21 protein-coding genes are annotated in these 25,967 nt (G+C 69.3%); 4 read left to right on the forward strand and 17 right to left on the reverse strand.

Annotated elements, in window-relative coordinates; all coding sequences use genetic code 11:
• Window positions 1–13: 13 nt before the first annotated feature.
• The 4 genes from HWY37_RS33135 to HWY37_RS33150 are packed head-to-tail and all read right to left on the reverse strand — an operon-like array spanning window position 14 to window position 5,690.
• Window positions 14–1,147 (reverse strand): acyl-CoA dehydrogenase family protein, encoded by a 1,134-nt coding sequence (locus HWY37_RS33135; RefSeq protein WP_175209473.1) that lies wholly within the window; start codon window positions 1,145–1,147, stop codon window positions 14–16.
• Window positions 1,148–1,156: 9 nt separating this feature from the next.
• Window positions 1,157–2,353 (reverse strand): acyl-CoA dehydrogenase family protein, encoded by a 1,197-nt coding sequence (locus HWY37_RS33140; RefSeq protein ID WP_176090787.1) that lies wholly within the window; start codon window positions 2,351–2,353, stop codon window positions 1,157–1,159.
• A gap of 9 nt (window positions 2,354–2,362) precedes the next feature.
• On the reverse strand, window positions 2,363–3,544 hold the full coding sequence (locus HWY37_RS33145; RefSeq protein ID WP_176090788.1) for an acetyl-CoA C-acyltransferase: 1,182 nt from the start codon (window positions 3,542–3,544) through the stop codon (window positions 2,363–2,365).
• A 25-nt stretch (window positions 3,545–3,569) separates the two neighbouring features.
• Window positions 3,570–5,690: a 3-hydroxyacyl-CoA dehydrogenase NAD-binding domain-containing protein gene (locus tag HWY37_RS33150; protein ID WP_176090789.1), complete on the reverse strand. Its 2,121-nt coding sequence runs from the start codon at window positions 5,688–5,690 to the stop codon at window positions 3,570–3,572.
• Window positions 5,691–5,893: 203 nt separating this feature from the next.
• On the opposite strand from HWY37_RS33150, the gene HWY37_RS33155 reads away from it, so the two are divergent.
• From HWY37_RS33155 to sodC, 4 genes are all read left to right on the forward strand, one after another.
• Window positions 5,894–6,823: a LysR family transcriptional regulator gene (locus HWY37_RS33155; protein WP_176090790.1), complete on the forward strand. Its 930-nt coding sequence runs from the start codon at window positions 5,894–5,896 to the stop codon at window positions 6,821–6,823.
• Window positions 6,824–6,944: 121 nt separating this feature from the next.
• Window positions 6,945–8,333, forward strand: coding sequence for a GntP family permease (locus tag HWY37_RS33160; protein WP_175209468.1), 1,389 nt, complete (start codon window positions 6,945–6,947; stop codon window positions 8,331–8,333).
• A gap of 61 nt (window positions 8,334–8,394) precedes the next feature.
• Window positions 8,395–9,714 carry a DUF445 domain-containing protein gene (locus tag HWY37_RS33165; RefSeq protein ID WP_175209467.1) on the forward strand — a complete coding sequence of 440 codons (1,320 nt, stop codon included), beginning with the start codon at window positions 8,395–8,397 and terminating at the stop codon, window positions 9,712–9,714.
• Between the two features lie 578 nt (window positions 9,715–10,292).
• Window positions 10,293–10,817, forward strand: coding sequence for a superoxide dismutase family protein (sodC, locus tag HWY37_RS33170; RefSeq protein ID WP_175209466.1), 525 nt, complete (start codon window positions 10,293–10,295; stop codon window positions 10,815–10,817).
• A gap of 13 nt (window positions 10,818–10,830) precedes the next feature.
• Here sodC and HWY37_RS33175 read toward each other — a convergent pair whose 3' ends face one another.
• The 13 genes from HWY37_RS33175 to HWY37_RS33235 form a co-directional block, all read right to left on the reverse strand.
• Window positions 10,831–11,454, reverse strand: coding sequence for a glutathione S-transferase family protein (locus HWY37_RS33175; RefSeq protein ID WP_176090791.1), 624 nt, complete (start codon window positions 11,452–11,454; stop codon window positions 10,831–10,833).
• A 312-nt stretch (window positions 11,455–11,766) separates the two neighbouring features.
• Window positions 11,767–12,987, reverse strand: a complete 1,221-nt coding sequence (locus HWY37_RS33180) for an MFS transporter (RefSeq protein WP_176090799.1) — start codon at window positions 12,985–12,987, stop codon at window positions 11,767–11,769.
• A 113-nt stretch (window positions 12,988–13,100) separates the two neighbouring features.
• On the reverse strand, window positions 13,101–13,892 hold the full coding sequence (gene map / locus HWY37_RS33185; protein ID WP_175211813.1) for a type I methionyl aminopeptidase: 792 nt from the start codon (window positions 13,890–13,892) through the stop codon (window positions 13,101–13,103).
• On the reverse strand, window positions 13,893–14,138 hold the full coding sequence (locus HWY37_RS33190) for a ParD-like family protein (RefSeq protein ID WP_175211812.1): 246 nt from the start codon (window positions 14,136–14,138) through the stop codon (window positions 13,893–13,895).
• 78 nt (window positions 14,139–14,216) lie between these two features.
• Window positions 14,217–14,975: a DUF2894 domain-containing protein gene (locus tag HWY37_RS33195; RefSeq protein WP_175211811.1), complete on the reverse strand. Its 759-nt coding sequence runs from the start codon at window positions 14,973–14,975 to the stop codon at window positions 14,217–14,219.
• A complete protein-coding gene (locus tag HWY37_RS33200; RefSeq protein WP_176090792.1) occupies window positions 14,965–15,615 on the reverse strand; it encodes an OmpA family protein in 651 nt (216 codons plus the stop codon). The genes HWY37_RS33195 and HWY37_RS33200 overlap by 11 nt, the downstream gene beginning before the upstream one ends.
• Window positions 15,612–19,301 carry a DUF802 domain-containing protein gene (locus HWY37_RS33205; protein ID WP_176090793.1) on the reverse strand — a complete coding sequence of 1,230 codons (3,690 nt, stop codon included), beginning with the start codon at window positions 19,299–19,301 and terminating at the stop codon, window positions 15,612–15,614. The genes HWY37_RS33200 and HWY37_RS33205 overlap by 4 nt, the downstream gene beginning before the upstream one ends.
• Window positions 19,302–19,311: 10 nt before the next feature.
• Window positions 19,312–20,217 (reverse strand): DUF3348 domain-containing protein, encoded by a 906-nt coding sequence (locus HWY37_RS33210; RefSeq protein ID WP_176090794.1) that lies wholly within the window; start codon window positions 20,215–20,217, stop codon window positions 19,312–19,314.
• 133 nt (window positions 20,218–20,350) lie between these two features.
• Window positions 20,351–21,280, reverse strand: a complete 930-nt coding sequence (locus HWY37_RS33215) for a LysR family transcriptional regulator (RefSeq protein WP_176090795.1) — start codon at window positions 21,278–21,280, stop codon at window positions 20,351–20,353.
• 187 nt (window positions 21,281–21,467) lie between these two features.
• On the reverse strand, window positions 21,468–22,286 hold the full coding sequence (locus tag HWY37_RS33220; protein WP_176090796.1) for a phosphate/phosphite/phosphonate ABC transporter substrate-binding protein: 819 nt from the start codon (window positions 22,284–22,286) through the stop codon (window positions 21,468–21,470).
• Between the two features lie 10 nt (window positions 22,287–22,296).
• Entirely contained in the window at window positions 22,297–23,301 is a 1,005-nt protein-coding gene (locus HWY37_RS33225) for an ornithine cyclodeaminase family protein (RefSeq protein ID WP_175211707.1), read from the reverse strand.
• A 13-nt stretch (window positions 23,302–23,314) separates the two neighbouring features.
• A complete protein-coding gene (locus HWY37_RS33230; RefSeq protein WP_176090797.1) occupies window positions 23,315–24,298 on the reverse strand; it encodes a Bug family tripartite tricarboxylate transporter substrate binding protein in 984 nt (327 codons plus the stop codon).
• A gap of 39 nt (window positions 24,299–24,337) precedes the next feature.
• A partial coding sequence (locus HWY37_RS33235) for an HAL/PAL/TAL family ammonia-lyase (protein ID WP_246302474.1) occupies window positions 24,338–25,967 on the reverse strand: 1,630 nt, incomplete at its 5' end.

The following is a 25,967-nucleotide window of genomic DNA, read 5'->3' on the forward strand; positions in this document are numbered from 1 at the left end:
CGTGGTCCTCCGCTCAGGCCTGGCCCAGCGCGATGTAGCGCCGCAAGTGATGGTCTTCGTCACCCAGCTGGTGGTCGATCATGACCAGGCGCTTGGCGTAGTGCGCCAGCGGCAGTTCCCAGGTCATGCCGATGCCGCCGTGCAGCTGGATGCTTTCCTCAGCCACCAGCGTGCCGATGCGGCCGATGGTGAATTTGGCGGCGGACAGCGCGCGTTCGCGGGTGGCGCGGTCGGGATGGTCGAGCGCGGCGGCGGCGTTGATCACCGCCGAGCGCGCCTGTTCGATCTCCAGCAGCACGTCGGCCATGCGGTGCTGCAACGCCTGGAAGCTGCCGATGGGCGCGCCGAACTGGCGCCGCGTGCGCAGGTATTCCAGGGTGGCGTCGCGCGCGCAGTCCATCGCGCCCACGGCTTCGGCGCACAGGGCCAGGATGCCGCGGCCAGCGGCGCGCTCCAGCAGCGGGTAGCCCGCGCCGGCTTCGCCCAGCAGCGCTTCCGGCGCCAGCTGCACGCCATCGAACGTGAGCTCCGCGGCGCGGCCGCCATCGATCAGGCCGTAGCCGCGCACCGTCAGCCCGGGCGTGCCGGCGCTGACCAGGAATAGGCTGATGCCGGCTTCGTCATCGGCCGCGCCCGCGCTGCGCGCTGATACCAGGAACAGGTCCGCATGTTCGCCCGCCGCGACCACGGCCTTGGCGCCGTTGAGCGTCCAACCGTCCTGGCCGCGCTCGGCGCGTGTTTCGACGCGCGCCAGCTCGTAGCCGGAATCCGGCTCGGCATGGGCCAGCGCGGCGGTGATGGATCCCGCGATCAGGCCTTCCAGCGCTTCGCGCTGGGCCGGCGTGCCGGCGGCGGCGATGGCGCTGCCGACCATCAGGGCGTCGAGCAGCGGTTCCAGCGCCAGCCCGCGGCCCAGCGCCTCGAAGACGACGGAGATGTCGAAGCCGCTGCCGCCCAGCCCACCGTCGGCTTCGGAAAACAGCGCGCCGATGGCGCCCAGCTCGGCGTAGCGCTGCCAAAGCTCCAGGCTGTAGCCCCGCTCCGAGTGGGCGTTGCGGTCGCGTGTGGCGAAGTCGCTCTGTTCGGCGACAAAGCGGCGCAGCATGTCGGAAAGCATGCGCCGGTCTTCGGTGTGTTCAAAGTTCATGGCCGGCCCTCACAGTCCCAGGATCATCTTTGAGATGATGTTCTTCTGGATTTCATTGGAGCCGCCGAAGATCGACAGCTTGCGATTGTTGAAGTACTGCGCCGCGGCGCTCTCGGCGCCTTCGGGGCCGATGGGCGGCGCGTCGTAACCGTCGTGTAGCGCCTCGGGCACGAAGGGCCGGGCATAGGGGCCCATGGCGCGGCGGTTCAGCGCGCTGATTTCCTGGCGGATCTGGGTGCCGCGTATCTTCAGCATGGAGCTCTCAGCCCCGGGCGCGCCGCCGCCCGCCGCCGCCGCCACCACGCGCAGGTTGGTGGTGCGCATATTGGCCAGTTCGATCTCGACACGCGCCAGGCGCGCGGCGAAGTCCGGATCCTCGATCAGGGGCCGGCCGTTCCTGCGCTGGCTGGCCGCGACGGTCTTCAGCCGGGCCAGCGCCGCCGTCGACTGGCCGACGCCGGCGATGTTGGTGCGTTCATAGGTCAGCAGGTACTTGGCGCAGGTCCAGCCGCGGTTTTCCTCGCCCACCAGGTTGGCGGCCGGCACCCGCACGTCGGAGAAGAACACCTCGTTGACTTCGTGTTCGCCGTCCAGCGTGATGATGGGGCGCACTTCCACGCCAGGGGTGGCCATGTCGATCAGCAGGAAGCTGATGCCTTCCTGGCGCCGGCCTTCCTGCGAGGTGCGCACCAGGCAGAAGATCATGTTGGCGTACTGGCCCAGCGTGGTCCAGGTCTTCTGGCCGTTGACGATATAGCTGTCGCCGTCGCGCACGGCCGTGGTCTTGACCGAGGCCAGGTCCGAGCCCGCGCCCGGTTCGGAATAGCCCTGACACCACCAGTCGGATCCGTCCAGGATGCGCGGCAGCCAGTGGCGGCGCTGCGCTTCGCTGCCGTACTTGATCAGCACCGGGCCCAGCATGCTGAGGCCGAAGGGCACGATGCGCGGGGCGCCGGCCAGCGCGCATTCGTTTTCGAAGATGTACTTCTGCACCGTGCTCCAGCCGGTGCCGCCGTATTCCACGGGCCAGTGGCTGGCCAGCCAGCCTTGCCGGTTCAGGATGGCGTGCCATTCGACCATGTCGGCGCGCGTCAGCAGCTTGCCCTGCGTGACCTGGGCGGACAGGCGTTCGGGCAGTTGCGCGGCGAGAAAGGCCCGCACTTCGTCGCGGAAGGCGTTTTCTTCGGAGGTGAATTCCAGGTCCATGGGGGATCCTCAGTAGATTTCAAACAGGCCGGCCGCGCCCATGCCGCCGCCCACGCACATGGTGACGACGGCGTAGCGGGCGCCGCGGCGGCGGCCTTCGATCAGCACATGGCCGGCCAGGCGGGCGCCGGTGACGCCGAAGGGGTGGCCCAGGGCGATGGCGCCGCCGTCCACGTTCAGGCGGTCCATGGGGATGCCGAGCTTTTGCTGGCAGTACAGGGCTTGCGAGGCGAAGGCCTCGTTCAGTTCCCAGAGGTCGATGTCCTGCACCTTGAGGCCGTGGCGCGCCAGCAGCTTGGGCACGGCGTAGACCGGGCCTATGCCCATCTCGTCGGGCTCGCAGCCGGCGATCGCCAGGCCGCGGAAGGCGCCCAGCGGCTGGATGCCGGCGCGTTGGGCTGCGGCGGCTTCCATCAGCACGCATGCGGCGGCGCCGTCGGACAGCTGCGAGGCGTTGCCCGCCGTGACGAACTGGCCGGCGCCGCGCACGGGGGCCAGTGAGGCCAGGGCTTCATAGGTGGTGCCGGGGCGGTTGCAGGTGTCGCGGTCCACGGTCACTTCGCGTTCGCTGACGGCGCCCGTGGCGCGGTCGGTGACGGACATGGTGGCGGTGACGGGGATGATCTCTTCGCGGTAGCGTCCCGCGGCCTGCGCGGCCTCGGTGCGCGCCTGGCTTTGCGCGGCAAACCGGTCCTGGGCTTCGCGGCTGATGCCGTAGCGCGCGGCCACGATGTCGGCGGTTTCGATCATGGGCAGGTAGAGTTCGGGCTTGTTCGCCACGATCCACGGGTCCATGCCGCTGACGCCGTCGTCGCGGGTGCGGATCTGCGACACCAGTTCGACGCCGCCCGCGATCATGGCGGGGGCGCCGTCCATGACGATGCGGCTGGCGGCCGAGGCGATGGCCTGCAGGCCGGACGCGCAATATCGGTTGACGGTGGCGCCGCCGACGCTGACCGGCAGGCCGGAGCGGATCACGGCTTGGCGGCCGATGTTGCGGCCGGTGGCGCCTTCCGGGTAGCCGCAGCCGATGAAGGCGTCCTCGATCAGCGCGGGGTCGATGCCGGCGCGGTCGACGGCGGCGCGCACGGCGTGCGCGGCCAGCGTGGGGCCGGCGATGAGGTTGAATTCGCCGCGTCCGGCCTTGGTGATGGGCGTGCGGGCGGTGGAGACGATGACGGCTTCGCGCATGGCGTGTTCCTGTCTGGGGTTCGGGTCAGGCGGCCTGGTTCAGGCTGGCGAAATTGCGGCCGGATTCGGCCAGCTGCACGAGCAGCGGAGAGGGTTTCCAGAAAGCGGGATCTTCCTGCGCGTAGCCGCGGATATCCGCCAGCACGCGGTCCAGCCCCACGCTGTCGGCGTAGTGCATGGGGCCGCCGCGATGGCGCGGGAAGCCATAGCCGGACAGGAACACCACGTCTATGTCGGAAGGGCGCTGGGCGATGCCCTGGTGCAGCACGTTGGCCGCCTCGTTGATCATGGCGGCCAGGTAGCGGCGCTGGATGTCCTCTTGCGTGTAGGCGCGCGGCGTGACGCCGGCGCGCTTGCGTTCGGCGTCGATGATGGCCAGCACTTCCGGATCCTGCGTGCCCTGGCGCGCGCCGTCCGGGTACAGATAGAAGCCGCGGCCGGTCTTTTGCCCGAACCAGCCGCGTTCGCACAGCCGGTCCGGGATTTGCACGTAGCGCAGGGCCGGATCGCGGGTGGGGGCACGGCGCTTGCGCGTGGCCCAGCCGATGTCGCCGCCCGCCAGGTCCGCCATCTGGTAGGGACCCATGGGGTAGCCGAAGGCGCGCACCGCGGCGTCGATCTCGTAGGGCGAGGCGCCGTCTTCCATCATCATGTCCCCCGCCTGGCGGTGCACGGCCAGGATGCGGTTGCCGATGAAGCCGTCGCACACGCCGGCGCGCACCGGGATCTTGCGCAGGCGCCGCGCCAGTTCGAAGCCCGTGGCCACCGTGTCGGGCGCGGTGTGTTCGCCCACGACGACTTCCAGCAGCTTCATGATGTTGGCGGGCGAGAAGAAGTGCAGGCCCAGCACATCGGCGGGGCCGCGCGTGGCGGCCGCGATGAGGTTTATGTCCAGGTAGGAGGTATTGGTGGCCAGCACCGCGTCGGGCTTGGCGACGCGGTCCAGCTGCGCGAACACGGCCTGCTTCACGGCCAGGTCCTCGAACACGGCCTCGATGATGAGGTCGGCGTCGTCCAGCGCTTCGTAGCGGGTCGCGCCGGTGTAGCGCGCCATGCGGGCGTCGCGCTCTTCGGCGCTGATCCGGCCCTTGCCGACCAGCAGGTCGTAGACCTGGGCAACGCGGGCGCGGCCGCGCTCCAGCGCGGCTTCGTCCTGCTCGACCATGGTTACGGGAAAGCCGGCGTCCAGCGCCGACACCGCGATGCCCGCGCCCATGGTGCCGCCGCCGACAATGCCGATGCGCTCCAGCCTGCGCGGCCGGGCCTGTTGCAATGCGGGGCTTTTGGCGGTGTCGCGTTCCGCGAAGAAGGCGTGTACCAGGCCCGCGCGCTGCGGGCTGTCCAGGCACTGCAGGAACAGGGCGCGTTCGGTGCGCAGCCCTTCGTCGAAGGGTTGCTCGATGGCGGCGCGTACCGCTTCGACGATCCTGGCGGGCGAATACAGGCCGCGCGTGGTCCGCTCCACCTGCACGGCGGTGGCGTCGACTTGCGCCAGGGCGGCGGCCTTGTCGGCCAGCGCCCCGGCATCGCGGGTGCGGCGCGGACCCGCGCCCACGGCCAGCAGTTGCCGGGTGTAGGCCAGGCCGGCGTCCAGCGGATCGGTGTCGTTGGACAGCGCGTCCACCAATCCTGCCGCCAGGGCGGCCCCGGCGGACAGGTGCTTGCCGGACAGCATCAGGTCCAGCGCGGCCTGCGCGCCCATGAGGCGGGGCGCGCGCTGCGTGCCGCCGGCGCCGGGCAGCAGGCCCAGGGAGACCTCAGGCAGGCCCAGCTTGGCGCCGGCCAGCGCGACGCGGTAATGCGCGGCCAGCGCCACTTCCAGTCCGCCGCCCAGGGCGGCGCCGTGCAGCACGGCGATGACCGGCTTGGCGCTGGCCTCGATCCGGTTGCACACGTCGGGAAGGATGGGCGGCTGGGGCGGCTTGCCGAATTCGCGGATGTCGGCCCCCGCGATGAAATTCCTGCCCGCGCCCATGAGCAGGATGGCGCGTACCTGGGGGTCCGCCTGCGCGGCGTCGATGGCGGCGGCGAGGTCCGCGCGCACCGAGGCGCTCAGGGCATTGACGGGAGGATGGTCGATGGTGACGACCAGGATGTCTTCATAGCGGCGCGCGCTGGCGGCGCCGGTGCTTGCGCGGTCTGTCATGGACAGTGTCTCCGTTGGGACTTGCCGCGGGCGCCGTGGCAGAGGGGCGCCGAGGGCAAAGCCTGGGCGGGCCAGAACGGCCCGTCTTTTATGGCTTCATTCTTTCTCAGTAAAGAAGTCTTGACAATGGCATCGAGAATTGACATTGAGGTCAAAAAAATTTGACAATCAGGGTGTGCATTGCGCGGCGAGGAGGCCCCAGGATGGACACCAAATCCCTGACGCTGCTGGTGGAGATACTGGACGCCGGCAATCTGAGCGAGGCCGCGCGCCGCTTGAAGATGACGCGCGCCAATGTCAGCTACCACCTGAACCAGCTGGAGCGTTCGGTGGGGATGCAGCTGGTGCGACGCACCACGAGGCACGTGGAACCCACGGAAATCGGACTGAAGCTCTATCAGCATGGCCGCAGCATCCAGGACGAACTCGCGGCGGCGCGCGAGTCGGTCGAGACCCTGGGCAAGACGCCGCAGGGCAAGGTGCGGCTGAGCGTGCCCAGCGGCTATGGCCAGTTCGTGATGACGCCCTGGCTGCTGGAGTTCAAGCGCGCCTATCCGGACATCGTGCTGGACGTGCTGTTCGAGAACAGCGTCGACGACCTGCTGCGCGACGAGGTCGACATCGCGGTGCGCATCATGTCCGAGCCGCCGCAGAACCTGGTGGCGCGCGAGCTGGGCCAGGTGCGCTACGTGGCTTGCGCATCGCAGGCCTATGCCGCGGCCCGCGGGCTGCCGCAGCACCCGGAAGAGCTGTCGCGCACGCCGGTCATCAGTGCGGCGGTCATCGGCCGTCCCTTGCGGCTGTCGGCCTACTACGGCGGCAGGCCGAGGCAGCACGTGGTGCTGGAGCCTACCGTGATCTCGCGCAATTATGCGTTCCTGCGCGACGCGATCCGGGCGGGGCTGGGGGTGGGCGTGGTGCCCGACTATGTGGTGCATGACGATATCGCGCGCGGCGATCTGTTGGCCGCGTTGCCGCAATGGCGGCTGAGCATTTTCGGGCGCGGCATGTACATGCTGTACATGCCGAACCGGCATCATCCGCGGGCGATCTCGATGATCATCGAATTCATCCTGGAGCGCGCCCAGGCTGCGCATGAAGGCAGGCCGGGATTGCTGGAGGCTGCGGGCTAGGTCCGGACCGCAGGTTGCGGCGCCGCGTTCCTGACTCGGCGTTCAGCTTGGCCGGAATAAAATCCGGGTTCCTCACGGCGTATGGCCGCAGGGCCGCGCCTCTCTCTTTCCAGGCCCGTCTATGTCCTCATCCGACATCCAATTGCTACTTACCGCCCTGGCCAGCGTGCTGGTGCTGGTCGCCCTCATCGTCTCCCGCATCCGCATGCATCCCTTGCTGGCGCTGCTGATCGTCTCGATCGGCGTGGGCTTCGCCACCGGCATGGAACCGGTGGCCATCGTCAAGAACCTGAGCAACGGCGCCGGCAAGACACTGGGCGCGGTGGGCGTGGTGATTGCGCTGGGCGCGATGCTGGGCAAGATCCTGGCGGATTCGGGCACGACGGAACGCCTGGCCAACGCCATTCTCAGCCATACTTCCCCCCGCATGATTCCCTGGGCCATGACCCTGGTGGCTTTCGTCATCGGCATTCCGATGTTTTTCGAAGTGGGCCTGGTGGTGATGCTGCCGCTGATCTTCAGCGTGGCGCGCAAGCTGGAAAGCCAGGAACGCTTCAAGGGCTCGGCCTATGTGTACGTGGGCGTGCCGGTGATCTCGGCGCTGGCCGCGATGCACGGCATGGTGCCGCCGCACCCCGGCCCGCTGACGGCGATCGCGACCCTGAAGACCACGGTCGGGCCGACCATGATCTACGGCTTCATCGCGGCGCTGCCGGCGATGATCCTGGGCGGCCCCTTGTACGGCGCCTTCATCTCGCGGCGCATGACGACGCGGCCGGACGAGGCCTTGCTGGAACAGTTCACCACCACCCGCGAGGAAGCCGCCGGCCGCAACGCGCCCGGCGTGGGCCTGGGCGTGCTGGCGGCCTTGCTGCCCGCCTTGCTGATGCTGGTGCACGCGGGCGCCGAGATGCTGCTGCCCAAGGATTCCGCGGCGATGCATGTTGCCGCCTTCCTGGGCGACCCGCTGGTCGCGATGCTGCTGGGCGTGCTGTTCGCCGCCTTCGCCCTGGTGCTGCTGCGCGGCGGCGACGCGGAGAAACTGCGCGAAGCGATGGGTAAGAGCCTCAAGCCCATCGCCGGCATCATGCTGATCATCGCGGGCGGCGGGGCGTTCCAGCAGGTGCTGACCAGCGCCAAGGTGGGCGACGCCATCGTCAACCTGACGCATCAGTTCTCGCTGCCGCCCCTGGCCCTGGGCTGGCTGATCGCCATGCTGCTGTCGGTGTCGACGGGGTCGGCCACGGTCGGCATCGTGGGCGCCGCCGGCCTGCTGGCGCCGCTGGCGGGCGCCGATCCCAGCCTGAACCTGCCGCTGCTGGCGCTGTCCATCGGCTGCGGTTCGCTGTTCTTCAACTACGCCAATCATGCGGGCTTCTGGATGGTGAAGGAGTCCTTCGGCATGACCATGGGCGAAGCCACCAAGACGATCTCGGTGGTGCAGTCCATCGTGTCGGTGGCGGGGCTGATCATGGTCCTGCTGTTCAACCTGCTGCCGCGCCTGGGGTAAGGCGCGCGGGGCGGCGGCGCGCCGCTGTTGTTATGCTGGGTCTGCCCAAGCCGGAGACTCCATGACAGACACGCCCCGTTCCGCCGCCACGCATTCCGCCCTGGCTTCCGACGCGCGCCGCGCGCAGCTGCGGCGCATGAAGATCGCCGCGCTGGCCTTGCTGGTGGCGATGGTCAGCGGCTTCATCACCAGTCACGTCATGGGCGGGCAGGGCGCCTGGGCCTGGGTGCGGGCGTTCTGCGAGGCGGCCACGGTGGGCGCGCTGGCCGACTGGTTCGCGGTGGTGGCCCTGTTCCGCCGGCCGATGGGCTTGCCGATTCCGCACACCGCCATCATTCCCAGCAACAAGGACCGCATCGGGGACAACCTGGCGGTGTTCGTGCGCGACCATTTCCTGGATCCGGACACGCTGATGGAGAAGCTGCGGGTGTTCGACCCCGCTGCTCGCCTGTCGCGTTGGCTGGGGCGGCCGCGCCAGGCGCGCGCCTTGAGCGAGGGGGCGCGCAACGTGGCCTTGCAGACGCTGGATCTGCTGGACGACCACGCGGTGCGCGGGGTGATCCAGGAGTTCGTGGTGAAGAACCTGCGGCGCTGGGACGCGGCGGACACGGCGGGCGAGGTGCTGGGCCTGCTGACGCGCGACGGGCGGCACCAGGAGCTGCTGGATGCGGCGCTGGAGCGGCTGGGCGGCTATCTGGGCGACGAGGACGTGAAGGCGCGGGCGTCGAGCTTGCTGGTGAAGTTCGCGAAGAAGGAATGGCCGCGCATCATCGCGGCGGTGGACGTGGTGAAGTCCGTGGACGGCATTGCCGACAACCTGGCGGACCGGCTGGCGCGGGCTCTGGTGGAGGAGCTGCGGGAGGTGCTGTCCGAACCCGGCCATCCGGTGCGGCGCGATTACGAGGCCTGGGTGCAGGACTACATCCGGCGGCTGAAGGACGATCCCGCCTTGGCTGAGCAGGTGGAGGCGCTGAAGCAGCGGGCGATCGATCATCCGAAGGTGCAGGAGTATGTGCAGGGGCTGTGGGATGACATCCATGCGGCGCTGCGGCGGGATCTGTCATCGGAGGATTCGGCGCTGGCTCGGCATCTGGAGAGCGCCTTGCTGGCCTTGGGGCGCAAGCTGGGCGAGGATCCGGGGTTGCGGGAGGCGATCAACAATCACGTGCTGGGCGGGGCGCGGCGGCTGACGGGGCGCTTGCGTAGCGGGGTGACGGAGCATATTTCACGCACGGTGAAGAATTGGGATGAGCGGCATCTGGTGGATGAGCTTGAACTGAGCGTGGGGCGTGATCTGCAATACATCCGTTTCAATGGGACTCTTGTGGGTGGGTTGATAGGGGTGGTGTTGCATGCTGTGGTGTTGGTGGTTCGGGGGTGATTGGGTTGGTGCTTGGCTTCTTGGCTTCTTGGGCGTGCCTTTGTAGATGTGGCTTCGTAGGCGTGGCTTTGCAGGTATGGCTTCGTAGGCCGCACGTTGGGGCGCTGCTGGAGGTGTGCTTGGTGGAGAGGCTTGCGGGGCCCGCCAATGGCGGCCGCGCGGGCGGCCGTCATTGGCCTACGCGCTTGGGTGCGTCGGGGCGGTGTGCGCTAGCGCGAACACTGGCGATGATCGACGGGCATATGCGGAATCGCGATCCTCGTAGGATGGGTGAAGCGCGAGCACCCCTTCCGGAGCAAACCGCTGCCCAACGCGCGTAACCCATCATCGCCATCGCACCGCTACCGTACCGCCATCGCTACGGCACCGCCGCCGCATCCCCGCCGCACCGCCGTCGCACCGCCGTCGCACCGCCGTCGCACCGCCGCCGCCACACCGTCCGTTTGTATCAGGAACGAAGATTGCTGGCAGGCGTCCTTGGGCGAATGCTATTGTTTTTTTCGGCGTGGACGGCGGCCTTGCCTTCCATGCACTACCGGGCGTCCGCGGCCCGCGGGCGCGTATCTTGGAGGCACTCCATGAAGAAAATCTCGTTGCTGGTCACGGCGCTTGTGCTGGCGGGCGCTTCTGGCGCGGCGTTGGCCGAAAATGTGTCGATGTCGTTCCTGTCGGCGGACGGCGTGGGCAAGAGCGCTGGCACGATCTCGCTCAAGGACACCAAGGGCGGGTTGCAGCTCACGCCCAACCTCAAGGGGCTGCCGCCCGGCGAGCATGGCTTCCATGTGCACGAGAAGGGTTCTTGCGCGCCGGGCATGGTGAACAATCAGATGGCGCCTGGCGGGGCGGCGGGTGGGCACTACGATCCCAAGGACACCAAGGCGCACAAGGGGCCGGTGGCGACAGATGGCCATCAGGGCGATCTGCCCTTTATCGTGGTCGCGGCCGATGGCACGGCCAAGAAGGCCGTGGTGGCGCCGCATCTGAAGCTGGCCGACGTGAAAGGGCGCGCGCTGATGGTGCACGTGGGTGGCGACAACTACAGCGATACGCCGGCGCCGCTGGGCGGCGGGGGCGGGCGGCTGGTCTGCGGCGTGGTGAAGTAGCCGCGTTGTCGCGTCAGGCCGTGCCGTTGCGGCCGTACAGCCGGTAGCCTGCGCGTTCTGCCAATCGGTCGTAGTAGGCGGCGACGGCGGGCAGGTCCGGCTTGTCGAAGGGCGTGCTGAACCAGCGGTTGACGGACAGGCCGACGGGAATGTCGGCAAGCGAGAAGACAGGGCCGGCGACATAGCCGCCGGCCTGTTCCAGACGGCGGTCCAGGATGCCCATGAAGCGCGCCCAATCGCGGCAGGATGCTTCGATGGCGGCGCGGTCGCGGTGCGCGGGGGATTCGCGTACCAGGGCCATGAAGGCGTAGCTCCAGGACCGGTTCAGGTCGCTGGCTTGCCAATCCATCCATTGGTCGACGCGGGCGCGCAGTTGCGGCTCGGCGGGGTACAGGCGCTGGCCGCCGTATTGCGAGGCCAGGTAGCGGATGATGCTGTTGGATTCCCAGAGCACGAAGTCGCCGTCCTGGATGACGGGCACCATCGCGTTCGGGTTCAGCGCCAGGAAGCCGGGATCGCTGGTGGGCTGGAAGCCCGCGCCCCAGTCCTCGCGTTCGAACGGCAGGTCCAGTTCGGCGCAGGCCCACAGCACCTTGCGCACGTTGATGGATGAGGCTTTGCCCAGGATTTTCAGCATGTTGCTTGCGCCGCGATGGATAGAGCGGGCAGTCTAGCGGGGAGCTTGCGGCGCTGCTAGATACAGATCGGCGGCTTTGCTGGCGCAACAGCTTGAGCTGGCGTTTGTCCTGGACGGGTTTCGTGGACGCAACAGCTTGTGCGGGCGTTTGTCTTGGGCTGGCTTCGCGGGCGCAACAGCTTGAGTTGGCGTTTGTCTTGGGCTGGCTTCGCGGGCGCAACAGCTTGAGTTGGCGTTTGTCTTGGACTCGCTTCGTGGGTGCAATAGCTTTAGCGGCGTCTGCCTTCGATGAGCTTTGCGGGTGCAACAATTTCAGCATGCGCCGGCCTCGGGCTGGCTGCGCAGCCGCAGCACGGGCGAGGAGTACAGCACCACGAATTGCACGGCGAAGCCGGCCGTCGATACCCACAGGCAGGCTTCGACGCCGACGCGGGCGGCGAGCGCGGCGCCGATCAGCGCGCCCACCGGCCGGGCGCCGAAGGTGGCGGTGAGGATTACCGCCGAGACGCGGCCCAGCAGGGCGTTGGGCGTGACGGCCTGGCGCAGCGTGGTGGTGGTGATGGTCCACAAGATGGGACCGGCGCCGAACAGGAAGAAGCCCGTTGCGGCCCAGATGCCGGACGGATAGGCCAGGGTCGACAGCAGGATGGCGCTGGCGATCAGGGCGGTCAGCGGGCCGGCCGCGATCATGGCGCCGAAGCTCAGGCGGCGGCCCAGCCAGGGCGCGAGCAGGGCGCCGGCCACCATGCCGCCGCCGTACACGCCCAGGGTGACGCCGACCGCCGCGGCCGACAGGCCCAGCCGTTCGATGGCGTAGGCGACGTAGATGGCTTGCAGCACGAACCAGGCGGTGTTGAAGAACACGGCGGTCACCAGCACCGGCCGCAGCAGCGGGTGGGTGAGGACGAAGGCCGCGCCCTCGCGCAGTTCCTCCAGCACGCGGCGGCGGCGCGCGGGTCCGGGCGTGTCGTGGGGCAGGCCGGCCAGCAGCAGCGCCGCCAGCAGCGACAGGGCGGTGGCCAGCACGTAGGCGGACGGCGCGCCCATCCAGCCGACCAGCGCGCCGCCGGCGGCAGGGCCGGCCGAGAACGCCGCGCTGCGCGCCAGTTCCAGCCAGCGGTTGGCGCTGGCCAGCTCGCCGGGCGCGACCAGGCGCGGCACCAGCGCCGGCGCCGCCACGTTGTAGGCGACGGTGCCGACCGCGCCCAGGAATCCCAGCAAGGCCAGCCAGCCCAGGTTGAGGCCGCCCATGGCCAGCAGCGCCAGCAGGCCAAGAAGGCTGGCGGCGCGCACGCATTCGGCGGCGGTCATCAGGGCGCGCCGCGAGATCCGGTCGGCCAGCACGCCGGCGGGCAGGGACAGCAGCAGGAAGGGCAGGGTCTGCGCGGTTTGCAGATAGCCGGTCTGCGCCGCGTTGGCGCCCAGCGCCAGCACCGCGACCAGCGGCGCGGCCGCCAGCGCCATCTGTTCGGAGAATTGGGCGGCCAGGTTGGAGGCGGCCAGGCGGCGGAACGCGGAGGGCAGGACGGGCAGGACAGACATGGGGGCGCGGACGGCGGAAACGGCAAGGGCACGATCATGATCGTGCCCTTGCTTGCCTGCACTCCGTTCCTTGCCATCATTGGCAAGGCGTCGCGCCTTGCGGGTCAGGGGATGGGCGGATAGTCGCCGAAGCCGTCCGGCCAGGGCGTCAGCACTTCGTAGCCGGTTTCGGTCACGACCACCATGTGCTCCCACTGCGCCGACAGCGAGCGGTCCTTGGTGACCACGGTCCAGCCGTCGGGCAGCTGTTTGGTCTGGGGCTTGCCGGCGTTGATCATGGGTTCGATGGTGAACATCATGCCGGGCTGCAGCACCATGCCTTCGCCAGGACGGCCGTAGTGCAGCACCTGCGGGTCGTCGTGGTAGATCTGGCCGATGCCGTGGCCGCAGTATTCGCGCACGATGCTGAAGTGTTCACGGTGCGCCACCGTCTGGATGGCGTGGCCGATGTCGCCCAGCGTGGCGCCGGGCTTGACGGCCATGATGCCGGCGCGCATGGCTTCGTAGGTGGTGTTGACCAGGCGGCGCGCCAGCGGGCTGGGCTGGCCCACGTAGTACATGCGGCTGGTGTCGCCGAACCAGCCGTCCTTGATCACGGCCACGTCGATATTGAGGATGTCGCCGTTCTTCAGCACCTTGGCCGACGGGATGCCGTGGCAGATCACGTGGTTGGCCGAGGCGCAGATGGTCTTGGGAAAGCCGTGGTAGCCGACGTTGGCCGGGATCGCCTTCTGCACGTTGACGATGTAGTCGTGGCAGATGCGGTCCAGCTCATCGGTGGTGATGCCGGGGCGGACGTGCTCGGCAATCATGTGCAGCACTTCCGCCGCCATGGCGCCGGCCTTGCGGGCCATTTCGATGTCGGCGGCGGACTTGATGGAAACCTTCTTCGCCATTTACGCGGCCTCCTGCTGGGCGGCCTGCGGCAGTCCCTGGGAGAGTGAGGCGATGGTGAAGCCTTCCGCCTGTTCGATGCGGATCAGCAGCTGGCAGATGTCGGCGTGGCGCAGCTCGGGATAGAGCTCGGACAGCATGCCGATGCGCATCCAGTGTTCGGCCTGGGAATTGATGGAGCGGCTGAGCGCGCCGCTGGCGACGCGTAGGTTCTCATGCATCTGCTCGGAGATCTTGACGATGCCCATGGGATGAGTGATCCATATATGGTTTGTATATGGAACGTATCTTACCGCCGATGGGCGGGCGGGCGCAAATCCGAGGCCTCAGCGTCCCTTGCCGCGCGCCGTCTTCTTGGCGCCGGCGCGGGGCGCAGCCTCCTTGGGCGGGGGCGCGGTGGCGATGTTGACCTGTTCCAGCCACATCAGCGCGTCGGTGTAGGACAGGAACTGCTGCAGATAGCCCGGCGACACTTCGCGCATCAGCGACAGCGCGCGGTGCACCAGCTGGTTCGAGTTGAGCGGGCCGGCGTTCTTGTGGACCTGTTCCTGCGACTGCCGCACCTGGCGGTCGGCGCTGACGCGGGACCAGACGCCGCGGAAGTATTCCAGCACTTCCAGCTCGGGGTAGGAGGCGCGCAGGTCCGCGGCGCCGCGCGCGTCGGGGCCGGGATCGGCCATGTAGGCGGTCAGCGCCGCCAGCGGACCGGGGCCGGAGGCGGCGGGCGTAGCGGCGCGGGAGTCTTCATTGGCGGCATTGGCAGCTGCTTCGGCAGCCGCCTCGACGGTCAACTCGACAGCCGCTTGGCAAGACGTTTCGACAGCCGCGTTGGAAGTCACTTCGACCGCCGCTTCGGAAGCCACTTCCGCCTCGCCGCTCAGCTCGGCCTCGTAAGCCTGGATCAGCCCCGCCAACCTGCCGTCCAGCCGCTTGCGAACCTCGCCGCCATGGGCGGCGGCGCGCCGTTCCAGCGCGTCCATGAACTGGAAGCGGACTGGCGCCAGGCGGTCGGCGCCGGCCTCGCGCCAGGCGTCCAGCATGGCCCTGGCGTCGATGATGTCGCCGCGGGTTCCATCACTGGCCATGCGCGGTTCCGGCATCGCTGGAGGGTTTGGGGATGGGCGCGATTTCGACCCGGCGGTTCTTGGCGCGGCCGTCCTCGTCGGCGTTCGAGGCCACCGGCTGCTCGGAACCGAAGGCCGCGGCGAACACGGCGGAAGAGGGCACGCCTTCGTCGATCAGGGCGCGCGTCACGGTCAGGGCGCGTTGCGCCGACAGATCCCAGTTGTCGGCGAAGCGCCGGTTGCCTTCGCGCACCTGCTGGTCGTCGGTATAGCCGCTGACCATCAGGATTTCGTTGTGCGACTTCAGATAGGCCGACAGCGGCTCGATCAGGCTCTTCAGGACCTCGCGGCCCTCGGGCTGCAACTGGTCCGAGTTCAGCGCGAACAGCACGCTGCCGCTGATGCCGATGCGGCCGTCGATCAAGGTCACGCGGCCGGCGGCCAGGGGGCCCGCCAGCGCCTGTTCCAGCGTCTCGCGGCGCTGGGTTTCGGCCTGGCGCTGCTTGACCTCTTCCTCCAGCTGGGTCGACAGCTGCAACTGCACGGCGACCACGCTGACCAGGATCAGGACGAAGGCGCCCAGCAGCACCGACATCAGGTCGCCGAAGACGGCCCAGGCCGGGACCGTCGGCTCCACGCCGCCGTCGATGTCCTCGCTCATGCCGCTTCCGCTCCGGCCGTCGCGCGCTGGATGGCCAGCTGCTGCAGGTTTTCGATGATCTGCTTCTGCGACACCATGCTCAGGTCCACCACCTCACGGGCCTGCGCCACGTAGTAGGCGAGCTGTTCGTCGCCGCGCGCGATGGACTTGTCCAGCGCCGCTTCGATGCGCTGCAGATGCGCCACCAGCTTGTCGTTGGATTCGCCGAAGAGCTGCACGGCGGCGCCGAAGGACTCGCCCAGACTGGCCACTTCGACCGCGCCGCTGGCGACCTGCGCGGCCACCTCGGCCAGCTTGGCGGTCTCGGACTGGGCCTGCTCGGTGAACTGCGTGCCGACGCGGTCCAGCAGTTCGGCCGACGAGGACACCAGCGCGTCCACGGCCGTGCGCTGTTCGGCGGCGGTGTGGTTCACGGCGTCCAGCAAGGTGCCCAGGGTTTCCAGCAGGCGGTTGCGTTCTTCCAGCATGTCGTTGTCGCGCTCCATGCTGTCGGAGAGCTTCTGGCGCAGTTCGCCGATGACCTCGGCGGCGGCGCGCGGCGCCTCGGACGCGGCCTGCACCAGGCGGCCGATCTCGGCGATGGTGTCGTGGGCGGAAGCCTGGGTCTGCGCGCTGATGTCCTGCGCGGTGATGGCCAGCGTGTCGCAGATCTGCTGCTGCTGGTTGGCGGTGTAGTTGCTGGTCTGTTCCCACTCGACGCGCAGCGAGTCGGCGATGGCGCCGAGCTTGCCGGCCCAGGCTTCCAGGCGCGCTTCGTCCTTGGACGCCAGCGCATCCTGCAGCGCCGTCTGCGACAGTTCCAGCGTTTGCAGCAGGGCGGTGGCATGCTGTTCGAAGGCCGCGGCGGCGGTTTCCAGCGCCTGCTGGTTGTCGCCGGCGAGCTTGGCGTTGGCTTGTTCCTGGCGCGCCTGCGCCTTGGTCCAGGCCTGGGTAACGCCCGTGGCCGCCGTTTCCAGGCGGGCCGACACGTTTTCCAGCAGCCCCGCCTGGGCCTGGGTCTGGGCGGTCAGGTCGCGCGCGGTCTGGGCCAGCGTGTCGTTGACTTCCAGCTGGCGCAGGGCGGCCTGCGTGCCGGCCTGTTCCCATTCCTGGCCGAGCTTGGCGGCCATGGCGGTCAGCGTGCCGGTCCAGGCGGCCAGGCGTTCCTGGTCGCGCGAGGCCAGCGCTTGCTGCAAGCCGGCATGCGATCGCTCCAGCGTTTGCAGCAGGGCGGCGGAATGTTGTTCGAAGGCGGTTGCGGCGGCTTCCAGCGCCTGCTGGTTGTCGCCGGCGAGCTTGGCGTTGGCCTGCTCCTGGCGCGCCTGCGCCTCGGTCCAGGCCTGGGTGACGCCCGTGGCCGCCGTTTCCAGGCGGGCCGACACGTTTTCCAGCAGCCCCGCCTGGGCCTGGGTCTGGGCGGTAAGGTCGCGCGCGGTCTGGGCCAGCGTGTCGTTGACTTCCAGCTGGCGCAGGGCGGCCTGCGTGCCGGCCTGTTCCCATTCCTGGCCGAGCTTGGCGGCCATGGCGGTCAGCGTGCCGGTCCAGGCGGCCAGGCGTTCCTGGTCGCGCGAGGCCAGCGCTTGCTGCAAGCCGGCATGCGATTGCTCCAGCGTCTGCAGCAGGGCGGCGGAATGTTGTTCGAAGGCGGCTGCGGCGGTTTCCAGCGCCTGCTGGTTGTCGCCGGCGAGCTTGGCGTTGGCCTGCTCCTGGCGCGCCTGCGCCTCGGTCCAGGCCTGCGTGACGCCGGTGGCCGCCGTTTCCAGGCGGGCCGAGACGCTTTCCAGCAGGCCGGCCTGGGCCTGGGTCTGGGCGGCGATGTCGCGCGCGGTCTGGGCCAGCGTGTCGCTGGCCGCCTGCTGGCGGGCCACGGTGTCGGCGCCGGCCTGCTGCCATTCCTGGCTCAGCGTGGCGGCCATGGCGGTCAGCGTGCCGGTCCAGGCGGCCAGGCGTTCCTGGTCGCGCGAAGCCAGCGCGGCCTGCAGTTGCGTATGCGACTGGTCCAGCGTCTGCAGCAGAGCGGCGGAATGCTGTTCAAACGTGGCGGCCGCGGCGGCCAGGGCCTGGCGATTGTCGTCGGCCAGCTTGGCGCCGGTCTGTTCCTGGCGGGCGAGAGCGTCGGTCCATTGCTGCGAGACGCCGCTGGCGGCCGCTTCCATGCGGGCCGACACGCCTTCCAGCAGCTTGGCCTGCACTTCGGCCTGGGCGGTGATGTCGCGCACGGTCTGGGCCAGGGTGGCGCTGATGGCTTCCTGGCGTTCGGCGGCCTGCGCGCCCGATTGTTCCCATTCCTGGCGCAGCGTGGCGCCCATGGCGCCCAGGGTCTCGGTCCAGGCCGCCAGGCGTTGCTGGTCGCGCGACGCCAGTTCGGTTTGCAGGACGGTGTGCGATTGATTCAGGGTGCGCAGCAGCGAGGCCGAATGCTGTTCGAAGCTGGCCGCGGCGGCCGTCAGGGCCTGCAGATTGTCGCCAGCCAGTTTTTCGCTGGCCTGCTCCTGGCGCGACAGCGCCTGGGTCCAGGCTTGCGACATGCTGCCCGACGACTCCTCCAGGCGCGAGGACACGCTGTCCAGCAGCGCGGCCGAGCGCTGCTCGAAGGTCTGGGCGAAGTGGTCCAGCGAGGCGCGCAGGTCCTGGGACAGGGCTTCGCTGGCGCGCTGCTGTCCGGCCAGGGCCTGGTTCCAGATGCCGGCGACATTGCTGGTGGTGGCCTGGAAGCCGGAGGTCAGGCCTTCCAGCTGGCGCTGCACGGCCTGAGTCACGGTGTCCTGGAGCGTGGCGGTTTCGCGCGACAGGCTGGCCATCGTCGCTTCCACCACCGGTTGCAGGGCGGCGCCGGCGGAGCGCGCGCTTTGCGACACGCTTTCCTTCATGGACTGTTCCATGACCGTCGCGAGGCGGGAATAGGCGGCTTCGGCCTTGCCCTGGAAGGCGTCCTGGCTGGCCATGTGGCGGTCGCTCAGGGCCTGGTTCTGGCGCGCCATGTCGCTCATCATGGCTTGCAGCTTGTCGACCAGGGTGGGCATGGCCTCGGCCTGGCGTTGCATGACTTCGGCCTGGCGCTGCAGCAGCTTGAAGGATTCCTCGCGCTGGTAGCCCTGCGAGTACACGCGCAGCGTGGTCGCGGCCTTGCTGTCCAGCAATTGCGCGGCGCGGACGCGCTCGCGGCGGCACAGCGCGGCCAGCAGGCCCAGCATGGCGGAGCTTGCCACGCCGGCGATGGAGGTGCCGAAGGCAAAGCCCAGGCCCTTGACCGGCGCGGCCAGCGAGGCGCGGATGGCGGCCAGGTCGGTGGCGCTTTCGAGCGCCAGGCCGGTGCCGCGCAGCGTCACCACCATGCCCAGGAAGGTGCCCAGCATGCCCAGCAGCACCAGCAGGCCGACCAGGTACGGCGTCAGCGCCGGTCCGGGCAGGCCGGCGCGCTCGCCCTCGATGCGCAGGCGCGCGGCGTTGCGCAGGCCCTGGGGCAACTGGTCCAGCCAGGTGGCCAGGTTGCCGGGCGCTTCAGACAGGGCCGACAAGGCGCGCTTCAGCGCGCTGGTGGCCTGCTGGTAGCGCAGCAATTCAAGCGCGCCCGCCAGGTAGCAGACGCCTATCAGCAGGGTCACGGCCAGCGCCAGCGGGTTGTTGCCCGCATAGCCCATGCCGATCCAGCCCACGACGGCCAGACCGGCCAGGAAAACCACGAAATTAGTCAGATATTTGGACATAGTGTCCCGGTTAGCTGGCGCGAAGGGTGGCAAGCAGCCCTTCGACCGGTTGTAAACGAACATCCAATTCGGCAAGCAGGACGCTGCGCATGTCCTTGCGGAACGTGTCCAGCCATGCGCCTGGCGTGACCGATGCTTGCGCTGGAGCGGGCGCGGCGCCGGGCCTGCCCACGGCATTGCCTGCGCTTTCGGCCGTGGTGTCGGCCCCGGCCTCTGCGCAGGCTTCGGCTTCAGCCGTTGCGGCAGTCTCGGCTTGCGCGCCGGCCTCGGCCAATGCAGCAGCTTCAGCCAACGCAGCCGCTTCGGCCAGCGCCGCAGCCTCGGCCTCGCGCAGACGGTTGAAATGCCCCTGGAGCAGCTTCGGAATCGCGCCGAACAGCGCGCGTTCCTTGGGCAGCAGGGCGCGGTCCATGATGGCGTCGACCACGGCAAGTCGGGTCATTTCGCCATTCCTGGCCGCGACCATGCCGCGCAGGCGGCTGCGCAGATTGCCCACGGCGGTTTCCATCGTGTGCTGCAACGACAGATAACGCTGGCGAAAATTCGCATAGTCGGCCTCGGCCTCGGCCAGCGCCGCCAGCTTCTTTGCGCTGGCGGGCGCCGGCGCCTGTCCCGGAGTCGGCCGCTTGGCGGCCGTGGCCGCGGTGTCGCTGGCGATGGCGTCGGCCAGCGTGGTCCGCACGCGGGCGCATTCGCGTTCCTCGGCGCTGCTGAACATGCGCGCGCCGGGAGCGATCACCGGCGGACTGGTGTTCAACGCCGCGGACAGCGCGATCGCGTCCGTCCAGCCGAGCCACTGGCTCAGATGGTCCGAGAGCGATTGCCTGGATTGCGGGACATCGACATCCGTCAGGCGAGTCAGCAAGCGAATGAGCGTCGGGCCGCTTAAACCTGTGCGCTGTGGGGCTTGCAACATACCACCAGAGTCAAAAAGGGGGGAGTTTACACGGTGGACGGCGGCGCCAGGGAGTCGGGATGGGTCGGAAGGGCGGCCCGCCCATAAAAAGGGGGCCGCATCGACGCGGGATGCAATATTGTGACGCCGAGCGCTAGGCGGCGCGGCGGACCGGCAGCTCCGGTTCCAGGAACAGTCCGGGGTTGTCCAGATAGTCGCCCAGGAAGTCGATGAGACAGCGGGTCTTGGCCGGCAGCAGCCGGGTTTCGGTCACCGCGTGGACCTCGATCGGCCCCAGGCTCCAGGCGGGCAGCACGCGCGCCAGCTCGCCCGAGCGCACCCGTCCGCTTTCGTCGCCGCCCAGGGCCGCGATGCCGGCGCCCAGCACGGCGAGCTGCCTGGCCATGCAGGCGTCGTTGGCGCCGTAGCGGTGTTCGACCGGCACCAGCAACTGGTCGCGGCCGCGTTGCAGCGGCCAGGGCGCGGGCTGGCCGGCGCCGGTGCGCAGGCCGATGCAGTCGTGGCGTTGCAGCTCGGCCGGGCTCATGGGCGTGCCGCGGGCGGCCAGATAGGCGGGCGAGGCGTACAGGCTGGCGTGGACCGCGCCCAGGCGGCGGGCCACCAGCGAGGAATCGGGCAGTTCGCCCAGGCGGATGGAGACATCGCCGATCTCCGGCGGGTGCTCGGCGTACTCGGGGCCGGCCACACTCATCTGCAGGCGGATTTCCGGGTAGCGGCTGCCGAAGGCCACCAGGGCGGGAATCAGGGCATCCAGCGCGTAGGCCGCCGGCAGCTGGACCCGCAGCGGGCCGCTGGGCACTTCCAGCTGGTCGCGCAGTTCCTCGTGCGCGATTTCGGCCTCGGCCACGATGCGCAGGCAGCGTTCGAAGTACAGCCGGCCGGCGTCGGTCAATTCCACCCGCCGGGTGTTGCGGCTGAGCAGGCGCAGGCCGACCGCGCGCTCCAGTTCCGCCACGTGGCGCGACACCGTGGACGTGGGCATGCCGAGCGCCGCGGCGGCCCGGCTGAAGCTGTGCGCCTTCGCCACTTCGGCGAACAATTCCATGCCATGCAGGCGTTTCATATATGCATCTCCCGCGCGCGGTCCGGATGGATCAGCGCCATCATTGCTTGCTGTGCTTGGCGCGGACGGGCGCGCAGCCCGTCCTTGCAGGAACGCATTGTCGGCACGGGGTTTTAATAATTCTTTAAAGCCGGGCCGGCGGCGCGGGCGGGGCTGTCCTGGCGGGAAGGGCGGACAGCCCCCGCATTCAGCGTATCTCGGGATAGCCGGCCGCCGCAGCGGCTTGGGCCATGTCCTCCAGGACGGTGTAGGAGTCCGGGTCCGGGCGGGTGAAGCGCGCTACATGTGCCGCGCGCAGCAGCGGCGCGTGCGACGGGTCTTCGTGCATGGTCAGCAGCGCGTCCGCCAGGGCCTGGGCGGCGGCCGGATCCACGTCGGGCCCGGCTACCAGTAGCGGATTCGGCGTCCAGGGCGTGTACGCCAGCGTGCGCAAGCCGGCCAGCGCGGCCGGGTCGTGCACGCGCAGCAGGTCCAGGTACCAGCCGTCGGCCGCCGTCAGGTCGATTTCGCCGTCGGCCAGGGCGCGCAGCAGGCCCCGCGGGTTGCCATAAGGTCCCTTGGACGCAGCGAACAGGGCGCCGCCGGCCGGCGCCATCCTGGCCAGCGCCGCGCGCGGCGCGTTCCAGCCCGATTGCGAGTCGCGCACCATCCAGCCATAGCGGCTGCCGGCGGCCTCGGCCAGCGATTGCCAGCCGCAGTCGGCGCGCACCAGGAATTCGCTGCGGTAGCGCGGCAGGCCCTCGTAGGCGGGCCAGTCCGGCGCCACCGAGGCGATGGCGCGAAACGCCCGGCCCGCCCGCAGCGCGGCGACGTAAGGCCAGCCGCACATGAAGGCGCCGCACAGGCCGGGCCGGTCCCATAGTTCGCCTATGGGCGTGGGCCAGCCATGCTCGATGAAGCGCACACGCAATCCGGCGCGGGCGTGGGCGGCCTGCAGCAAGGCATGCCAGGCGTCGCGCGCGGCGGGCGCCACGTCGTACATGCGCGTCGAGGTGATGAGATCCATGGCGCCCCGCCTAGGCGAACTTGAGGGTCTGGCCCAGGCCCATCTTGCGGGCCTTCTCCAGCATGGCGTGGCCCAGCGCGATGTCGGTGGTGGACAGGCCGCGATGCCAGAACAGGATGGTCTCGTCGTCGCGTTCGCGCCCCGGCTTCAGGCCGGCCACGATCTGGCCCAGCTCGGCGTGCAGGTTCTCCTGGGTGATGCGGTCGCTGTCGACGTGCGCGCGCAAGGCGCCGTAGGGCAGGCCCTTGCGGCATTGGCCCCAGTCGTCGACCACCACCTTGCTCATGATGTCGGTCAGGCTCAGTTCCACCGCGCTCATGGTGCCATAGGGGATGACCAGGGCGCCCGGCTTGATCCATTCCGTCTTGAGCAGCGGCGTGGGTTCGGGCAGGCGCGAGGCCTCCACCACGATGTCGGCGCCGCGCACGCAGGATTCCCAGTCGTTGACGACCTTCACCGGCTTGCCCAGGTCGCGCGACAGGCGTTCGCCGAAGGCCTGCTGGCTTTCGGGGCGGCGCGAATGCACGCGGATCTCGTCGAAGTCGTACAGGCTGTCCAGCAGGCGCACGTTCCAGTACGAGGTGCCGCGCGAACCGATGTGGCCCAGCACCTTGCTGTTCTTGCGCGCCAGGTACTTGGCGCCCAGCGCCGTCACCGCGCCGGTGCGCATGTCGGTGATGGCGGTGGCGTCGACCACGGCCAGCGGCTTGCCGTTGACCGGATCGAACAGGTTGAGCAGGGCCATTTCGGAAGGCAGGTCGACCTTGTAGTTGTCGACGAAATCGCTGACCACCTTCACCCCCGCCACGTGCAGCGGCTCGATGTAGCCGCGCAGCACGTTGAAGTGTCCCTTGGCGGAAGACTCGGGCACCAGGTGCATCCGCGGCTCGATGACGGTCTTGCCGCGCCCCTGCGCGTCCAGCGCGCTTTGCACGGCGGCCAGGATTTCGGCGTCGGTCAGGGCAAGCGCGCGCACGTCCGGGCCGTTCAGGTAGGTGATGTCTATGGATTGCATGATGTCTCCTCGGTTACTGGATAGGCTGGATGCCGGCCTTCTTGACGATGGCGGCCCATTTGTCGGTTTCTTCCTGGATCGCGCGGGTGAAGTCGGCGCGGCTGGCGCCGGCGGGCTCCACGCCCAGGCCGGCGTACTTCTGGCGCACGGATTCCTTCTGCAGCACGGCGGCGATGTCGGCCTGCAACTGATCGAGAATCGCGGGCGGCACCTTGGCCGGAGCGACGATGCCGTACCAGGAGGTCACGTCGAAGCCCGGGTAGCCGCTTTCGGCCACCGTGGGCACGTCCTGCAACTGCGGCAGGCGCTGCGGGCCGGCCACGGCCAGCGCGCGCAGCTTGCCGGACTGGATGTGCGGCAGCACGGTGGACACGCCGGCGAACATCATGTCGACATTGCCCGCCACCACGTCGTTGACGGCGGCAGCCATGGCGTTGTAAGGGATGTGGCGCGTGACGATGCCGGCGGATTGGTTGAGCAGTTCGCCGGCCAGGTGGGCGCCGCTGCCGGGGCCGGGCGAGGAATAGTTGAGCTTGTCGGGATGCTGCTTGGCATAGGCCACCAGCTCGGTGAAGGTCTTGACCGGCACGCGGTCGTTGACCACCAGCACATTGGGCGAGGTGGCCAGCATGGTCACGGGCGCGAAATCCTTGGCCGTGTTGAACGGCAGCTTGGTATAGAGCAGCGGGTTGACGGTCAGGTTGCCCGCCGGCGCCAAGGCCAGCGTATAGCCGTCCGGATTGGCGCGGGCGACGTAATCCATGCCGATATTGCCGGACGCGCCGACCTTGTTTTCGATGATGACCGGCACGCCCCATTTGCCGTTGAGTTCCTGGCCGACGATGCGGGGCAGCGCATCGGCAATGCCGCCGGCGCCGAACGGCACGACGATGGTGACGGGCCGGGCCGGATATTTGCCGTCGGCGGCGGAAACCGGCGCGGACAGCGTGGCGGCCAGCAGGGTACTGCTCAGGCACAGCGCGAGATACTTGTTCATGGTTCTTCCCCTTGTTGCGGATCAGCTGAGGCGCCGCGCCTATTGCGCGCCGCCGCGCTCCCTGTCCAGAAACCGGTCGGCGCGTGCGATGTCGTCGGCCAGCCTCCTGTCTTGCGCGAGAAACGGCACTTCCTGGCGGAACGCCGCCAGCACCGCGCGCGTTCCCTTGCCTACGGGACGCTGCGCGTCGGCGCGGGTCCGCAGGTCCACCGCCTGCGCGGCGTGGATCAGTTCTATGCCCAGCAAGGTGCGCAGCCGCTTGGTTTGCTGGCTGACGCGCTGGGCGGCCAACGGGCCGTTGGTAGCCACGTCCTCGATGTTCCCGGCCACCGCCAGCGCGTCGGACGACACCGGATGCGACAGCGCGCGGATCTCCGTGGCCAATAGCGACACGGGCTTCTGGATGGTGGTGTAGGCCAGCGTCGTGTCGTTGGGCGACAGGAAGCGCGGCAGCTTGGTGAAGGCGGGATCGCCCATGCGCAGCACGCGTTGCGCGGAGGACTGGGCTACCTGCGACAGCGCCACGCCCACCGCTTGCAGCGGCACGACCCAGGCCGTGGGATCGAAGCCGGCGCTGGGCAGCACGGCGCCGCGCAGCTTGCCCTGGGTCACGTAGTAGCGTGTTTCCTGCGGCGTGGCGCCGGCCGGCGGCGACACGTCCAGGGCCACGGTCGGGTTGTCGTCGGAACTGTTGATCTGCACCAGCAGCTGCGCGTCCAGCTGGCGCAACGCTTCGCGGGCCGCGCCATGGACCTGGCTGACCGTGCGAAAGCTCAGGGGATCCTGCAGCGGCCGCTGCTCGTCCGTTTGCCACAGCGCGCTGCCCTCCAGCAGGCCGAGGATGCGGCGGGCCACCTGCTGCTGGGCCGGATAGGGGCGCTGCGCCTGGGTGGCGGGCAGGAGCGGCGCGATGTTGCCGTTCAGGCCTTCGAGCGACAGGGCGGCGACCTCGTCGGCACGGTCCAGCAGCCGGCTGACGTCGTGGGCGGCCAGGATGGCCAGCGCCGCGCCGTAGGCATTGGAGCTCAGCAGCGACAGGGAGTCCTTGGCGTAAGGCTGGACCGGCGCCAGGCCTGCCTGGCGCATGGCCTCGGCGGCGGGCAGGGTCTTGCCGCCTGTTTCGACCATGCCTTCGCCCATCATGGCCAGGCCGATCTGCGGCAGGATGGTGATGTCGGCCTGTCCCACCGAGCCTTGCCCCAGCACGACCGGGGTCAGGCCCTGGTTGAGAAAGTCGGCGTACTGGCGGACCAGGGCCGGGCTCATGCCGGTGCCGCCGGCCAGCGCCGTGTTCAGCCGTATCAACATGGCGGCGCGCACCGTGTCGGCCGTCGCCGGTTCGCCATAGGCCACGGTGTGCGACAGCAGCATGCGGTGGTTGAAGGCCGCCGACAGCGCCCGGGCCTCGTCCGACAGCGTGTCGCCCGAGAAGATGGTCTGGTCCTTGTTCTGGCCCACGCCGCGGTTCAGGCCATAGACGAGCTGTCCCAGGCGGCCGTACTCCAGCAACAGCTCATGGGAGCGGGCCGCGCGCTGCCATGCGGCTTCGGTGGGCGCCACGGGCTGTCCGCCGCGCGCCACCGCGACCACGTCGGCCGTGCTGAGCGACCGGCCGTCCAGCGCTAGCGGCGCCTGCCGCGCCGCCGCGCGTGTTTCGGCGGCCGGGGCG

This window comes from Achromobacter anxifer, from assembly GCF_903652925.1.
GTDB classification, from domain to species: domain Bacteria; phylum Pseudomonadota; class Gammaproteobacteria; order Burkholderiales; family Burkholderiaceae_B; genus Achromobacter; species Achromobacter anxifer.

What these genes read in the sequence shown, in the direction of transcription:
- HWY37_RS33135 (WP_175209473.1), bottom strand. Translation starts at nt 1,147, where the DNA reads ATGAACTTTGAACACACCGAAGACCGGCGCATGCTTTCCGACATGCTG.
- HWY37_RS33140 (WP_176090787.1), bottom strand. Translation starts at nt 2,353, where the DNA reads ATGGACCTGGAATTCACCTCCGAAGAAAACGCCTTCCGCGACGAAGTG.
- HWY37_RS33145 (WP_176090788.1), bottom strand. Translation starts at nt 3,544, where the DNA reads ATGCGCGAAGCCGTCATCGTCTCCACCGCCCGCACGCCCATCACCAAG.
- HWY37_RS33150 (WP_176090789.1), bottom strand. Translation starts at nt 5,690, where the DNA reads ATGACAGACCGCGCAAGCACCGGCGCCGCCAGCGCGCGCCGCTATGAA.
- HWY37_RS33155 (WP_176090790.1), top strand. Translation starts at nt 5,894, where the DNA reads ATGGACACCAAATCCCTGACGCTGCTGGTGGAGATACTGGACGCCGGC.
- HWY37_RS33160 (WP_175209468.1), top strand. Translation starts at nt 6,945, where the DNA reads ATGTCCTCATCCGACATCCAATTGCTACTTACCGCCCTGGCCAGCGTG.
- HWY37_RS33165 (WP_175209467.1), top strand. Translation starts at nt 8,395, where the DNA reads ATGACAGACACGCCCCGTTCCGCCGCCACGCATTCCGCCCTGGCTTCC.
- sodC (WP_175209466.1), top strand. Translation starts at nt 10,293, where the DNA reads ATGAAGAAAATCTCGTTGCTGGTCACGGCGCTTGTGCTGGCGGGCGCT.
- HWY37_RS33175 (WP_176090791.1), bottom strand. Translation starts at nt 11,454, where the DNA reads ATGCTGAAAATCCTGGGCAAAGCCTCATCCATCAACGTGCGCAAGGTG.
- map (WP_175211813.1), bottom strand. Translation starts at nt 13,892, where the DNA reads ATGGCGAAGAAGGTTTCCATCAAGTCCGCCGCCGACATCGAAATGGCC.
- HWY37_RS33190 (WP_175211812.1), bottom strand. Translation starts at nt 14,138, where the DNA reads ATGGGCATCGTCAAGATCTCCGAGCAGATGCATGAGAACCTACGCGTC.
- HWY37_RS33195 (WP_175211811.1), bottom strand. Translation starts at nt 14,975, where the DNA reads ATGGCCAGTGATGGAACCCGCGGCGACATCATCGACGCCAGGGCCATG.
- HWY37_RS33200 (WP_176090792.1), bottom strand. Translation starts at nt 15,615, where the DNA reads ATGAGCGAGGACATCGACGGCGGCGTGGAGCCGACGGTCCCGGCCTGG.
- HWY37_RS33205 (WP_176090793.1), bottom strand. Translation starts at nt 19,301, where the DNA reads ATGTCCAAATATCTGACTAATTTCGTGGTTTTCCTGGCCGGTCTGGCC.
- HWY37_RS33210 (WP_176090794.1), bottom strand. Translation starts at nt 20,217, where the DNA reads ATGTTGCAAGCCCCACAGCGCACAGGTTTAAGCGGCCCGACGCTCATT.
- HWY37_RS33215 (WP_176090795.1), bottom strand. Translation starts at nt 21,280, where the DNA reads ATGAAACGCCTGCATGGCATGGAATTGTTCGCCGAAGTGGCGAAGGCG.
- HWY37_RS33220 (WP_176090796.1), bottom strand. Translation starts at nt 22,286, where the DNA reads ATGGATCTCATCACCTCGACGCGCATGTACGACGTGGCGCCCGCCGCG.
- HWY37_RS33225 (WP_175211707.1), bottom strand. Translation starts at nt 23,301, where the DNA reads ATGCAATCCATAGACATCACCTACCTGAACGGCCCGGACGTGCGCGCG.
- HWY37_RS33230 (WP_176090797.1), bottom strand. Translation starts at nt 24,298, where the DNA reads ATGAACAAGTATCTCGCGCTGTGCCTGAGCAGTACCCTGCTGGCCGCC.